The organism is Agrobacterium sp. SORGH_AS_0745 (assembly GCF_030818995.1).
Taxonomy (GTDB): domain Bacteria; phylum Pseudomonadota; class Alphaproteobacteria; order Rhizobiales; family Rhizobiaceae; genus Agrobacterium; species Agrobacterium tumefaciens.
In genome coordinates, this window is sequence record NZ_JAUTBI010000001.1 from 1,025,776 (window position 1) to 1,038,443 (window position 12,668).

Here is a 12,668-nt window from a genome sequence, read left to right on the forward strand (position 1 = left end):
GCTTTAGCTTCGCCGTCGTGCTGAACACCGGAGGTAACCATGCTGAGCTTCATCCGAAAACGTTCCGTTGCAAGCCTGATCTCCCTGATCGGCCTCATCGTAATGGTTTTCTTCCTCTCCCGCCTGACGGGCGACCCGGCCGCGCTGTTTTTGCCGGTGGAGGCTTCGGAGGAATTGAAGCAGCAGTTTCGTGCGCTGCATGGGCTGAACGATCCGCTGATGGTGCAGTTCCTGCGCTACGCGGGCGACGTGATGACGGGGGATCTGGGTGAATCGCTCAGGAAAGCCCGCCCTGCGCTGGATGTGGTGCTGGAGGCTTTCGTCTGGACGCTGTGGCTTGCGGTCATCACCATGTCCCTCGTCACCACCGCAGCAATCGTCGTCGGTTCGCTTGCCGCTTTCCGCTCCGGTGGCTTCTTCGATCGCATGGCCTCCACCATTTCGCTCATCGGCGCTTCCGTGCCGGATTTCTGGCTCGCGATCGTGGCGATCGTGGTGTTTTCCGTCAATCTCGCCTGGCTGCCCACCTCCGGCACCGGCTCGGTGCTGCACTGGATATTGCCGATCTCGGTTCTGTTCGTGCGCCCCTTCGGCATCATCGTTCAGGTGGTGCGCGGCTCGATGATCGGTGCGTTGTCCTCTGCCTATGTCAAAACGGCGCGCGCCAAGGGTGTGAAATCGGGTCCGATCATCTTCATCCACGCCTTGCGAAACGCCATGCTACCGGTCATCACCGTCATCGGCGATCAGGCGGCAAGCCTTCTCAACGGCGCAGTCATCGTCGAAACCATCTTTGGTTTCCCCGGGGTTGGCAAGCTGATGATCGATTCCATTCTTCAGCGCGATTTCAACGTCGTGCTGGCAGCAATTCTTGTGACCGCGCTTGCGATCTTCCTGATGAATCTTCTGATCGATATCGCCTATGCGCTGCTCGATCCGCGTATCCGGCACTGAGGAGACGTTCAGCCATGAGCCTTTCAAACGCCGATACAGAGATTATCGATGAGCCATCCTTTGCAACGCGCATGCTGCGCATGTTGTGGGCCGATAAATTCGCCCTCTGCGCCGCGATCTTCCTCATCGTCGTCATCATTCTCGCCTTTGTCGGCCCGGCGTGGCTTGGCGAGCTGGCGACGAAGCAGAACCTGCGTGGACGCAACCTTGCCCCGTTCCAATGGCAACGCGAATGGTATTTCTGGCTGGGGGCGGATGCGCTCGGTCGCCCGCTGCTGGCGCGCATCGTCGCCGCCACGCAAAATACACTGATGATCGCCGCCGGTGCCGTTTTCCTTTCCGCCGTCACCGGCACCGTGCTTGGCCTGATCGCCGGTTTTTCCTCCAACCGTGTTGGCCAGATCATCATGAGGCTGGCGGACGTGATCATGTCGTTTCCGTCACTGTTGATCGCGGTCATCGTGCTTTATCTGCTCGGCTCATCCATCCTCAACCTGATGCTGGTTCTGGCGATAACCCGCATCCCCGTTTACATCCGCACCACAAGGGCCGAAGTGCTGGAGGTGCGTGAACGCATGTTCGTACAGGCGGCGCGCGTGATGGGCGCATCGGGCAAACGTATCCTGTTCCGCCATATTCTACCCGTGGTCCTGCCGACGCTGACAACGCTTGCGACGCTCGATTTCGCCTATGTGATGCTGGCGGAAAGCGCGCTGTCTTTCCTTGGTATCGGCATTCAGCCGCCGGAAATCACCTGGGGCCTGATGATCTCGCAGGGGCGGCAGTACCTCACCAATGCCTGGTGGCTGTCCTTCTGGCCGGGCCTTGCCATCATACTCACCACCCTGTCGCTCAACCTGCTGTCCAACTGGCTGCGCATTGCGCTCGACCCCGTGCAGCGCTGGCGGCTGGAAATGAAAGGCCGCAAACATGGCTGACCATCTTCTCGATGTGCGCAACCTTTCCGTGGAGTTTCACACCGCAGGCGGTGTCGTGCATGCGGTGAAGGATGTTTCCTATCATATCGACCGTGGTGAAACGCTTGCGATCCTCGGTGAAAGCGGCTCGGGCAAATCGGTATCGTCCTCGGCCATCATGAACCTCATCGACATGCCGCCCGGACGTATCAGCGGCGGCCAGATATTTCTTGATGGCAAAGACCTTCTGACAATGCCGGCTGAGCCACGCCGCGAGATCAATGGGCGGCGCATCGCCATGATCTTTCAGGACCCGCTCAGCCATCTCAATCCGGTCTATACCGTCGGCTGGCAGATCCGCGAGGCGATGACCACCCATGGAATGGACAGGGTGAAAGCCGAAGCGGAGGCGAGGCGGCTTGTCGCGCGCGTTGGAATTCCTGATCCGGACGGAGCCTTGAAGAAATATCCGCATGAATTTTCCGGCGGCCAGCGCCAGCGTGTGATGATCGCCATGGCGCTTGCGCTCCGGCCCGATCTCCTGATCGCCGACGAGCCGACCACGGCACTCGATGTGACGGTTCAGGCTGAAGTTCTTGCCCTGCTCAAGGAATTGCAGCGGAAAACCGGTATGGCCGTTCTCATCATCACCCATGATCTTGGCGTCGTCGCCGAAATCGCCGACCGGGTGGTCGTGATGGAAAAAGGCGTGCTGGTGGAGGCAGGCACGGTTCGCGAGGTCTATCGCAACCCAAAGCATCCCTATACCCGCAAGCTCATCAGCGCCGCCCCCGGCAGGGGCGAAATGCACGAGCCGAATGCGACCGGCGAACCGCTCCTCCGTGTGCGCGATGTGCGCAAACGTTATGGGGCTTTCGAGGCACTGAAGGGCGTTTCCTTTGACCTTATGGCGGGGGAAACCATAGCTGTCGTTGGCGAAAGCGGTTCCGGCAAATCGACACTCGCGCGCATTCTGCTCCGGCTCGACGAGCCGGATGCCGGCAGCGCCGAGTGGAAGGGGCGTGATCTCTTCAAGCTTTCGCCTGCCGAACTCTTTGCCCTCAGGCGTGATTTACAGATGGTGTTTCAGGATCCAACCCAGTCGCTGAACCCCCGCATGACTGTGTTCCAGCTGGTTTCCGAAGCCTGGGTGATCCATCCGGACATACTACCCAAAGCGAAATGGCGCGAACGGGTCGCGGAATTGCTGCATCAGGTCGGCCTCTCGCCGGAACATATGCGCCGTTATCCGCATCAGTTTTCCGGTGGGCAGCGGCAGAGGATCGCGATTGCCCGCGCGCTGGCGCTGGAGCCGAAGCTCATCATCTGCGATGAAGCGGTCTCGGCGCTCGACGTGTCTGTCCAGGCGCAGGTTGTTGCACTTCTTGACAAGCTGCGCCGTGAAATGGGCCTCTCCTTCATCTTCATCGCGCATGACCTGCCGGTGGTCCGCGATTTTGCCGATCACGTCATGGTCATGCAGCGGGGAGAGGTTGTGGAATTCGGGACTGTCCGGCAGGTTTTCGAAGCGCCGCGCGAGGCCTATACGCGCGCACTTCTTTCCGCCAGCCTCGATCCCGACCCCGATATGCAGTCTGTGCGTCCGGCCGATGCCGATCACACTATTGGAAATCCAAGCGGAGTTCTTTCATGACCAAACAAGCCTTCGTCGCGCTCGTGACCTGTTTCAACGAGGACGAAACCATCAATTACGAAGCGACCCGTGCGCAGGTGCGCCGTCAGGTGGCGGCCGGCAACAACATCATGTGCGCCGGAACTAACGGCGATTTCACCGCACTGACGCATGAAGAAAAAATCCGGCTGACGGAAGAGGTGGTGGACGAAGTTGCGGGCCGTGCGAAGGTCATCGTCAACGCCGGCATGCCCGCCACTTTCGAAACGCTGCAACTCGCCAAAGCCTTCGACCGCATCGGCGTAGACGGTATTGCCGTCATCACACCCTTCTTCATCGCCTGCACCCAGGATGGGCTGATCCGCCATTTCTCGACTGTGGCCGACGCCGTCGAAACACCGGTCTATCTTTACGATATTCCCGCCCGAACCCAGAACCACATAGAGCCGGAAACCGCCCGCAAACTTGCCGCCCATGGCAACATTGCCGGCATCAAGGATTCGGGCGGTGCGCAGCAGACGCTGGAAGCCTATCTACAGGTAGCAAAGGAGATGCCCGGTTTCGAAGTCTATTCCGGCCCGGATCATCTCGTTCTCTGGTCGTTGCAGAACGGTGCCGCCGGCTGCATCTCCGGCCTCGGCAACGCGCTCCCGGATGTACTTGCCGGCATTCTCAATGCCTTCAACGCCAGCGATATCGCTGAGGCCGAACGCCAGCAGGCGATCTATACGGATTTTCGCACCGATCTCTATGCGCTCGGTTTTGCGCCCGCCATGGTCAAGCGCTCGCTTTACCTTCAGGACCCATCCGTCGGCGCCAGCCGGCAACCCGCCCTTCTGCCGGATCAGGAGCAGGATGACCGGATCGTGGAAATCTTACGTCGCTATCACCAGCTGTGACGCCACCGCCCGAATGTGACGTGGAGGAGTGAAGCCGTGTGGCGCCACGTGAAAAATATCCACAAAACGGCCAGAAGCCGAAGCATTTATACAGCCTTGTCCGGGACGAATAATTTGTGACACAAACACGAAATTTCCCTTGTCAGTCCCGCCATTGATGTTTATGAGGAGCGCGCAACGCAAGCGTTCGCGCATGCGGAGAGGTGGCAGAGTGGTCGAATGCACCGCACTCGAAATGCGGCATACCTGCAAGGGTATCGTGGGTTCGAATCCCACCCTCTCCGCCATAATTTACGCTGAGCCGTAAGATTTTTCCGAGATAGCCTGATTCATTCGTTGGTCGCTTTGATGCTGCAGTCCGCTAGCGAAGCCGGTGCCGCTTTGCGCCAGCGGAGGCAGACTGGTTGAGATAGCCGTTGGCTTCCATTTCGTTGCGTCCCACCCGCGATCTTCAGCACCTGTTGGAGGCCCACATGGCCACGCTCCCGAAAAATTGGGATGCCGGCAAGTGCTCGTTGATATCCGCCATTGCCTCTTACGGCAGAGGCGCTATCATAATTGTGTTGTAGGACGATAAGCTTTGGGAGGAGCGATACGTGAGACGGATGTGGCCAGACGAATTTGCCTTTCTGCTGGACGGCGCGGAAGAGGTTGACCTGCATATTCCATCGGGGGCACACGACGACAGTTCGCCCGAAGAAACGATATCCAAGAAGGCTTTGAAAGCCCGCATCAGCCAGCAGGATTTTGAAAAGATTTGGCATCTTGCAGAGGCTCGCTATCGGCTGACCGGCAGGTTTTCGGGCAAGGCGATTACGCTGATCGCCAACAATCCTCACTATCAGAAATGGCATCCCTCCGACGGCGGCAGCGTCGAGAGCGTGTCCGATAGCGGTCGGAAATACACGACGCGCTATGTGATCGTGCATTTTCTCGTTGATGATGTTCGCGAGCTGGTCGAAGCCTGAACTCCGCAGGAACGGTTCTTGCCATTGACTGGTCGAAGGGCCTTTCGAAATCCAGCGGTGCCGGGTAATTCTTGGCACCGCTTGGCGGCGTGTTAGAGGTGAGCTTCAATATCTGCGTAAGACTACGATGGACAGCGCGTGTCCGTAGTCCACTGAAATGCCTCTATACTGGTGCCGTCTTTGACCTCTCCGATGGCAGGGTGACGTACTGACCTTCCGCAGGCTTTACCGATGCTGCGATGTAAAAATTTCCTCTGAATTAAAATAGTTTTCCTTTAAAGAAGGGAAAACACGTTATGCCGGAGGATCACATGGCAAAGGACAGCACAAAGACCGAGCCTGCGCTTTTGTCGCAGGACCCGCATGCGGTTCGCGAGCCGAGGGTCAATAATCTCGAAATGGCGATCGGCCATGAGGTGCGTGCCTATCGCAAGAAGCTGGGCATCACGGTCACCGATCTCGCATCGGCCACCGGTGTATCGGTGGGAATGCTCTCAAAGATCGAAAACGGTAATATTTCGCCGTCCCTCACCACGCTGCAGACGCTTTCAAAGGCGCTTGGCGTGCCGATCACGGCGTTCTTCCGTGGCTTCGAGGAGCCGCGCAGCGCCACCTTCGTCAAGGCGGGCCAAGGGGTGAACATCGAGCGTAGAGGCACCCGCGCCGGCCATCAGTACAGCCTGCTTGGCCATATCGACAACAACACCAGCGGCGTCACCGTCGAGCCCTATCTCATCACGCTGACGACGGACTCGGATGTATTTCCGACCTTCCAGCATGAGGGCATGGAGTTCCTATACATGCTGGAGGGAGAGGTGGTTTATCGCCACGGCGAGCAGCTTTTCACCATGCAGGCGGGTGACAGCCTGTTTTTTGATGCTGATGCGCCGCACGGCCCGGAGGAACTGGTGAAGCTTCCCGCTCGCTATCTGTCGATCATTTCCTATCCGCAAAGGCGGCTGACAAATGATTGAAAAGTTGCCTTAGAAGAAAAAAATATTCCTGATAGTTGACGAGATGGAATTCCATATGCTAGCTCTTCATTCAGAAACGAATGGAGGTGCCTGTCGATGTGCGGCATTGTTGGACTATTCCTGAAGGACAAAAGCCTTGAACCGCAGCTGGGTGAGCTGCTTTCGGACATGCTCGTGACCATGACGGATCGGGGACCGGATTCCGCCGGCATCGCGATCTATGGAAGCGCTGCCGATGGCCGGGCAAAAGTGACCATCCAGTCAGCCGATCCCGTCGCCGATTTTTCGGGCCTTGCCGAAGCGCTGAAGGAAAATGGTGTTGAAGCTTCGGTTGCGGTGAAAAGCACCCACGCGGTCCTGGATATTCCATCGGCAAAGCTCACGGAAATTCGCTCGGTCCTGGCTGCCATCCGCCCGAATGTGCGGGTGATGGGCTCCGGCGACAGCGTGGAAATCTACAAGGAAACCGGCCTGCCGAAAGATGTCGTCGCCCGTTTTGGCGTGCGCTCCATGGCGGGCAGCCATGGCATCGGCCACACCCGCATGGCAACGGAATCGGCTGTGACGACGCTTGGCGCACACCCCTTCTCCACCGGTGCCGACCAGTGCCTGGTGCATAACGGTTCGCTCTCCAACCACAATAATCTGCGTCGGGAACTGGTACGCGAGGGCATGACCTTCGAAACCCAGAACGACTCGGAAGTGGCCGCCGCGTATCTCACGGCTGAAATGGCCAAGGGCAAGGATCTGGGCGAAGCGCTGACCGGCGCGCTCGATGATCTCGACGGGTTCTTTACCTTCGTCGTCGGCACCAAATCCGGTTTCGGCGTGGTGCGCGATCCCATCGCCTGCAAGCCGGCGGTGATGGCCGAGACCGATCAATATGTCGCTTTCGGCTCTGAATACCGCGCGCTGGTCAATCTGCCCGGCATCGAAAATGCCCGCGTCTGGGAGCCGGAGCCGGCGACCGTCTATTTCTGGGACCATGAAAAGGCCGCGTGAAACCGTCATCGGCGCATATTGCGAAAGTCATATCCATGCCAGTTTTCGATCTCTCCCACACGCCTTTGCGTGAACTCAACAGCGCGCTCCATGGGCTTTCCTCGGGCACAAACGACACCGAATTCGAAGTTGTCAATCCGCGCGGCCACCATGCCGTCGCTGTTGGCATAGACAGCCCCGTCATCGTCGATGTTCGCGGCTCGGTCGGTTATTATTGCGCCGGCATGAATGATGGCGGCACCGTCACCGTTTACGGCTCGGCCGGGCCGGGCGTTGCCGAAAACATGATGTCGGGCACCGTCGTCATCGAGGGCGACGCTTCGCAATACGCAGGTGCCACCGGTCGCGGCGGGCTGCTGGTCATCAAGGGCAATGCCGCTTCCCGCTGCGGCATTTCCATGAAGGGCATCGATATCGTCGTGAAGGGCAATATCGGCCACATGTCCGCTTTCATGGGCCAGTCGGGCCACCTCGTTGTCTGCGGCGATGCGGGCGATGCGTTGGGTGACTCCCTTTATGAAGCGAAGCTTTTCGTGCGCGGCTCGGTCAAAAGCCTCGGCGCCGACTGCATCGAAAAGGAAATGCGGCCCGAACATCTGGAAAAGCTTGCCGAGCTTCTTGAAAAAGCCGGCGTCTCCGATGTCAGCCCAAGCGAGTTCAAACGCTACGGTTCGGCCCGCACGCTCTACAATTTCAACATCGACAACGCCGACGCGTATTGAGGCGAGGGATTTTCCGATGAGCTATCACAACCCCTTCACCCCACCGCGCAAGTCCGCGACTTTCGATGATCATACGCTGGCGGAAATCCGCCGTGCGGCTGCGACCGGCATCTATGATATTCGCGGCGCAGGCACGAAGCGCAAGGTGCCGCATTTCGACGACCTGCTGTTTCTCGGCGCGTCCATCTCGCGTTATCCGCTCGAAGGTTATCGCGAGAAGTGCGATACGACCGTCACCCTTGGCACGCGCTTTGCCAAGAAGCCGATCACGCTGAAAACGCCGATCACCATTGCCGGCATGAGCTTCGGCGCGCTTTCCGGCAACGCCAAGGAAGCGCTCGGCCGTGGCGCGACCATTGCCGGCACGTCCACCACGACGGGCGATGGCGGCATGACGGATGAGGAACGCGGCCACAGCCAGACGCTGGTCTATCAGTATCTGCCGTCGCGTTATGGCATGAACCCCAAGGATTTGCGCCGTGCGGACGCCATCGAGGTGGTCGTCGGCCAAGGCGCGAAACCGGGCGGCGGCGGCATGCTGCTTGGCCAGAAGATTTCCGATCGCGTCGCCAATATGCGCAATTTGCCGAAGGGCATCGACCAACGTTCCGCCTGCCGTCATCCTGATTGGACCGGCCCGGACGATCTGGAAATCAAGATCCTTGAACTGCGCGAAATCACCGATTGGGAAAAACCGATCTACATCAAGGTTGGTGGTGCGCGCCCCTATTACGACACCGCACTTGCCGTGAAGGCCGGTGCCGATGTGGTGGTGCTTGATGGCATGCAGGGCGGCACGGCGGCCACGCAGGACGTCTTCATCGAAAATGTCGGCATGCCCACGCTTGCCTGTATTCGCCCCGCAGTACAGGCGCTTCAGGATCTCGGCATGCATCGCAAGGTGCAATTGGTCGTGTCCGGTGGCATTCGCTCGGGTGCGGATGTCGCCAAGGCTCTGGCGCTTGGTGCCGATGCGGTTGCCATCGGAACGGCAGCGCTGGTGGCGCTGGGCGATAACGACCCGAAATGGGAAGATGAATACCAGAAGCTAGGCACCACGGCCGGCGCTTATGATGACTGGCACGAGGGCAACGACCCCGCAGGCATCACCACGCAGGACCCGGAACTTGCCGCACGTCTTGATCCAATCGCCGCCGGTCGCCGCCTCGCCAACTATCTGAAGGTCATGACGCTCGAAGCCCAGACCATCGCACGCGCCTGCGGCAAAAACCATCTCCACAATCTGGAGCCGGAAGATCTGGTGGCTCTAACCATGGAGGCTGCGGCAATGGCGCAGGTTCCGCTGGCGGGAACAAACTGGTTCCCGGGTAAAGGCAGCTTTTAAAAAACACAATGGACGGGCGCATTTGGGAGGATGTGGCCGTCTTTTTCGATGAAGTGTCTGATATTCAAAAAAAGGGGAATGACGTGACACTGGACCTCTCCAAGTTTGCTGCCGAAAAAGGCATCAAATATTTCATGATCAGTTATACCGATCTCTTTGGTGGCCAGCGCGCCAAGCTGGTTCCTGCAGAAGCGATTGCCGATATGCAGAAGGGCGGCGCCGGATTTGCCGGTTTCGCCACATGGTTCGATCTGACGCCCGCCCATCCCGATCTCTTCGCAGTGCCGGACGCCTCCTCGGTCATCCAGCTTCCCTGGAAAAAGGATGTGGCCTGGGTTGCTGCCGATTGCGTCATGGAAGACCAGCCTGTGGAACAGGCGCCGCGCGTCGTTTTGAAAAAGCTCATCGCGGAAGCGGCCGGGCAAGGGCTGCGGGTCAAAACCGGCGTGGAACCGGAATTTTTCCTCATTTCGCCGGACGGCGCGAAAATCTCCGATGAGTACGACACGGCGGAAAAGCCCTGCTACGACCAGCAGGCAGTGATGCGTCGTTACGATGTGATCGCGGAAATATGCGACTACATGTTGGAGTTGGGCTGGAAACCCTACCAGAACGACCATGAGGACGCGAACGGCCAGTTCGAGATGAACTGGGAATATGACGATGCGCTCCAGACGGCGGATAAACATTCCTTCTTCAAGTTCATGGTCAAGTCGGTTGCCGAAAAGCACGGGCTGCGCGCGACATTCATGCCGAAGCCTTTCAAGGGTCTGACCGGCAACGGCTGCCACGCTCATATTTCGGTCTGGGATCTGGACGGCAAGGTCAACGCTTTTGCCGACAAGGCAATGCCTTTCGGGCTCTCCGCAAAGGGCAAGACGTTTCTGGGCGGCATCATGAAACATGCCTCCGCTCTTGCGGCCGTCACCAATCCGACGGTTAATTCCTACAAGCGCATCAACGCGCCGCGGACCATCTCGGGCGCGACCTGGGCGCCGAACACGGTGACCTGGACCGGGAACAACCGCACCCACATGGTTCGCGTGCCAGGGCCGGGGCGTTTCGAACTGCGTCTGCCGGATGGCGCCGTGAACCCCTATCTGCTCCAGGCCATCATCATTGCGGCCGGTCTGTCGGGTGTCCGCTCACAGGCCGATCCCGGTCCGCATCACGATATAGACATGTATCGCGAAGGTCATACCGTGACGAATGCGCCGAAACTGCCGCTCAATCTTCTCGATGCGCTGCGCGAATACGAGAAGGACGAGGAACTGCAGCAGGCATTGGGCATGGAGTTCTCAAAGGCCTATCTCAAGCTCAAGCAGGGCGAGTGGAACGCTTATTGCGCGCAATTCACTGCCTGGGAGCACCAGACAACGCTCGACGTTTGAGTTCGGGTTTCCCCGCCGCCCTCGCGGCTTTTCCCCGCGCTCGTCAGACAGCGCGGGGTTTTTCCAGTATCGATGACAGAGAGAGTGCCGGATGACGAACTTCGTCCTGACCGTAACCTGCAAGTCCACCCGAGGTATCGTCGCTGCCCTTTCAGGCTTTCTCGCTGAAAAAGGCTGCAACATCGTCGATAGTTCGCAGTTTGATGATCTCGGTACGGGCCGTTTCTTCATGCGCGTGGGCTTCATTTCCGAAGAGGGAGCAAAGCGTGACGACTTGATGGCTGGACTGATGCCGATCTCGCAGAAATTCGGCATGGAAGTGGCGCTTCATGACCAGTCCGAGCGGATGAAGGTCCTGCTGATGGTGTCGCGCTTCGGCCATTGCCTGAACGATCTGCTTTACCGTTGGCGCATCGGGGCCTTGCCGATCGATATTGTTGGCGTCGTCTCCAACCATTTCGATTACCAGAAAGTGGTGGTCAATCATGATATTCCCTTCCACCACATTCCAGTGACGAAGGAAAACAAGCCACAGGCTGAAGCCCGGATCATGGATATTGCCGAAAGCACCGGAACCGAGCTGATCGTGCTTGCGCGTTATATGCAGGTGCTTTCCGACCGGATGTGCGAGACGATGTCGGGGAAGATCATCAACATCCACCATTCTTTCCTGCCGTCCTTCAAGGGCGCCAACCCTTACAAGCAGGCCTATCAGCGCGGCGTGAAGCTGATCGGTGCGACGGCCCACTATGTCACCGCCGATCTCGATGAAGGTCCGATTATCGAGCAGGATATTGTGCGCATTACCCATGCCCAGAGCGCGGAGGATTATGTTTCGCTCGGCCGGGATGTCGAGGCGCAGGTTCTGGCACGCGCCATCCACGCCCATATCCACCACCGTACTTTCATCAACGGTAACCGCACCGTGGTCTTCCCGCCAAGCCCGGGCAGCTATGCATCGGAACGGATGGGGTGACGCGGCATTGCGACAAGCGGGTCGCGCGCTGTTGCCATAAACATGGTGCGCGGCTAAATAAGTTGGTACGCCATAATATAAAGAGCCAGAACCTGTTTTCACGCCCGGCGGGCGGAAGCGGGATGTGCCAAACGAGGTGATACCATGACCGGTGCTTTGCAGGGAACTGCCATTCGCGTTGAGCGTCCGACCAAGACGCTGAGGGAGCTTGCGCTCGACAAGGTGCGCGACGCCATCGTGAACGGTTACTTCCGTCCGGGAGATCGCCTCGTAGAGCGCGATCTCTGCGCCCAGCTGGGCGTTTCCCGCACCATCGTGCGCGAAGTCCTGCGGCATCTGGAGTCCGAGGGGCTGGTGGCGAATTTGCCGAACAAGGGGCCGATGGTTGCGCTGCTCGATCTCGCCGAGGCCAAGCAGATTTACGAAATCCGCGGTGCGCTGGAGGGAATGGCGGCGCGCCTTTGTGCGGAGCGTCGCGATCCCGCCATTGTCGAGGCGCTTGAGGCTTCACTCGAGCATATTCGCGAAAGTTACGTTGCCAAGGATATGCCCGGTGTTCTCGCGCATACCTCGTCTTTTTATCATACGCTGTTCAGCAAGATCGACCGGCATGTCGCCTGGGGCGTCGTCAATTTGCTGACGGTGCGGATCAACCATCTTCGCTCCATGACGATTAAGACGAAAAGCCGCGATACCGAAGGTCCGGCGCAGATGAAAAAGATCGTCGATGCGATCCGGAAAGGTGACGGGGACGCCGCTTACAAAGCCGCTCTCGATCATGTCACCAGCGCATGCGCTATCGCCGAAGCCGTTCTCACCGCGCAAAAAACGGCTGACTGACGGTTTTTGGCGCTCCGTTCTGCTTGTCTTGCGGTTGCCCAGTTGGC

General features: G+C 58.7%; 12 protein-coding genes and 1 tRNA gene. All 13 read left to right on the forward strand.

What is annotated here, in order from left to right; translation table 11 throughout:
* The first annotated feature begins 39 nt into the window (after positions 1–39).
* Entirely contained in the window at positions 40–954 is a 915-nt protein-coding gene (locus QE432_RS04580; protein WP_003511517.1) for an ABC transporter permease, read from the forward strand.
* A 14-nt stretch (positions 955–968) separates the two neighbouring features.
* Positions 969–1,892: an ABC transporter permease gene (locus QE432_RS04585; protein ID WP_038494361.1), complete on the forward strand. Its 924-nt coding sequence runs from the start codon at positions 969–971 to the stop codon at positions 1,890–1,892.
* Positions 1,885–3,525 (forward strand): ABC transporter ATP-binding protein, encoded by a 1,641-nt coding sequence (locus QE432_RS04590; protein WP_306623469.1) that lies wholly within the window; start codon positions 1,885–1,887, stop codon positions 3,523–3,525. The genes QE432_RS04585 and QE432_RS04590 overlap by 8 nt, the downstream gene beginning before the upstream one ends.
* Positions 3,522–4,403 (forward strand): dihydrodipicolinate synthase family protein, encoded by an 882-nt coding sequence (locus QE432_RS04595; RefSeq protein WP_038494355.1) that lies wholly within the window; start codon positions 3,522–3,524, stop codon positions 4,401–4,403. The genes QE432_RS04590 and QE432_RS04595 overlap by 4 nt, the downstream gene beginning before the upstream one ends.
* Before the next feature lie 197 nt (positions 4,404–4,600).
* Positions 4,601–4,690 (forward strand) — tRNA-Ser (locus tag QE432_RS04600).
* 318 nt (positions 4,691–5,008) lie between these two features.
* Positions 5,009–5,371: a hypothetical protein gene (locus tag QE432_RS04605; RefSeq protein WP_306623939.1), complete on the forward strand. Its 363-nt coding sequence runs from the start codon at positions 5,009–5,011 to the stop codon at positions 5,369–5,371.
* Between the two features lie 296 nt (positions 5,372–5,667).
* Complete coding sequence (locus tag QE432_RS04610) at positions 5,668–6,345, forward strand: helix-turn-helix domain-containing protein (RefSeq protein ID WP_019564961.1); 678 nt, start codon at positions 5,668–5,670, stop codon at positions 6,343–6,345.
* Positions 6,346–6,441: 96 nt separating this feature from the next.
* Positions 6,442–7,347, forward strand: coding sequence for a class II glutamine amidotransferase (locus tag QE432_RS04615; protein WP_019564960.1), 906 nt, complete (start codon positions 6,442–6,444; stop codon positions 7,345–7,347).
* 35 nt (positions 7,348–7,382) lie between these two features.
* The gene (locus tag QE432_RS04620) at positions 7,383–8,069 is read left to right on the forward strand and encodes a GXGXG domain-containing protein (RefSeq protein WP_035200614.1); all 687 of its coding nucleotides are present in this window, start codon (positions 7,383–7,385) and stop codon (positions 8,067–8,069) included.
* A 16-nt stretch (positions 8,070–8,085) separates the two neighbouring features.
* A complete protein-coding gene (locus tag QE432_RS04625) occupies positions 8,086–9,414 on the forward strand; it encodes an FMN-binding glutamate synthase family protein (RefSeq protein WP_306623471.1) in 1,329 nt (442 codons plus the stop codon).
* A gap of 83 nt (positions 9,415–9,497) precedes the next feature.
* Positions 9,498–10,805 (forward strand): type III glutamate--ammonia ligase, encoded by a 1,308-nt coding sequence (gene glnT / locus QE432_RS04630; protein WP_003511506.1) that lies wholly within the window; start codon positions 9,498–9,500, stop codon positions 10,803–10,805.
* A gap of 91 nt (positions 10,806–10,896) precedes the next feature.
* Positions 10,897–11,781 (forward strand): formyltetrahydrofolate deformylase, encoded by an 885-nt coding sequence (gene purU, locus QE432_RS04635; protein ID WP_003511505.1) that lies wholly within the window; start codon positions 10,897–10,899, stop codon positions 11,779–11,781.
* A gap of 144 nt (positions 11,782–11,925) precedes the next feature.
* Positions 11,926–12,621 carry a GntR family transcriptional regulator gene (locus QE432_RS04640; protein WP_003511504.1) on the forward strand — a complete coding sequence of 232 codons (696 nt, stop codon included), beginning with the start codon at positions 11,926–11,928 and terminating at the stop codon, positions 12,619–12,621.
* The last annotated feature ends 47 nt before the right edge of the window (positions 12,622–12,668 follow it).